This window comes from Pseudomonas cremoricolorata DSM 17059 = NBRC 16634 (assembly GCF_000425745.1).
In the GTDB taxonomy this organism is placed as follows: Bacteria; Pseudomonadota; Gammaproteobacteria; order Pseudomonadales; family Pseudomonadaceae; genus Aquipseudomonas; species Aquipseudomonas cremoricolorata.
This window is the reverse complement of record NZ_AUEA01000026.1, coordinates 1-1,432: the sequence shown is the minus strand read 5'-3', so window position 1 is coordinate 1,432 and position 1,432 is coordinate 1. Positions and strand designations below refer to the sequence as shown.

Annotated in this window: 1 protein-coding gene; it reads right to left on the bottom strand. The window is 68.0% G+C overall.

Features of this window, described 5'->3' with window-relative positions; translation table 11 throughout:
- A partial coding sequence (locus H618_RS21930) for an Ig-like domain-containing protein (protein WP_033727805.1) occupies window positions 1-1,432 on the bottom strand: 1,432 nt, incomplete at both ends.

The following is a 1,432-nucleotide window of genomic DNA, read 5'->3' as shown; positions in this document are numbered from 1 at the left end:
CTGACCACCACCTCGGTCACCGCCTCCGGCGCGGTGATATCGGGCGCTTGGAAGGCCAGCGGAATCGACTCGTTGCCGGCGGCATCGATCAGGTGAATGTCGATGAACTCGCCATTGGCCTGGGCAGGATTGAGCGCGAGGCTGAATTGCCCATCGGCACCGACAACACCGCGACCAATCACCGCGCCGGCAGCATCGCGCACCTCTACCGACGCGCCTGGTTCGCCACTGCCGGTCAGGGTTACGCCTTCGGCCAGGGCCAGATCAGTCGGTTGCGCGGGGGCGAGCAGGTCTGGAGAGAGCACCGAGACTGTTTCGGAGACATTTCCAGCCGCATCGGTGAGGTCGACTCGAAGCGCGCTACCGTCGATCACGGCGGGGGCGAGCACTACCGAGAATGTGCCGTCCGGCGCCACTACATCGCTGGCGATCACGCGGCCCAAGGCATCGCGAACCGTGACGGTGGTGCCTGGCTCGCCGCGTCCACTCAACTGAGCACCGCCGGCGTTGATCACCAGACCGCTCGGGGCGTCTGGCGGTATGGTGTCGACGGGCGTTTCAAGGTTCGGTGCGCTGACCGAGGTCGCTGGCGAAACGTTGCCAGCCGCATCCAGCGCCGTGGCTTGCAGGCTCTGGCCCTCGGTCTGGGCGGGTACCAGCGAGAGCGCAAAGCTGCCTGCCGCGTTGACCACGGCGCTGCCCAGCTCGACGCCCCGCGCATCGGTGACACGCACGCGGCTGCCCGGCTCACCACGACCGCTGAGCACGCTGCCGTCTGCATTCACGGCCAGGTCGAACGGAGCCACCGGCGCGGTGATGTCCGGCGCCTGGAACGTCAGCGGAATCGACTCGTTGCCGGCTGCATCGACCAGGCGGACGTCGATGAACTCGCCGTTGGCCTGTGCCGGGGTCAGCTCGACACTGAACTGGCCATTGGCAGCGACAACGCCGCTGCCAATGACTGCGCCCGCCGCATTGCGCACCTGCACGCTCGCACCCGGCTCGCCGCTGCCGGTCAGGGTCACGCCTGCGGCCAAGGTCAGGTCAGTCGGTTGCGCGGGAGCGATCAGGTCTGGCGAGCGCACCGACGCCGCTTCGGAGACATTGCCCGCCGCGTCCGTCAGCGAAACTTGCAAGGCGCTGCCGTCGATCACGGCTGGGTCGAGGGAAACCGAGAACGTGCCGTCCGCAGCGACAGTGCTGGTGGCGATCAGGTTGCCCTGAGTATCACGCACGCTGACGGTAGTGCCCGCTTCGCCACGACCGCTGAGTTGGCTGCCGCCGGCATTGATCACCAGGCCCGTGGGCGCCGCAGGTGGCGTGTCGTCGACCGGGGTTTCCAGGTTCGGCGCGGTGATGGCCGCGCTGTTGGAAAGGTTGCCGGCAGCGTCCTCGGCGCTGACTTGCAGGCGCTGGCCTGCGGTCTGCGGTG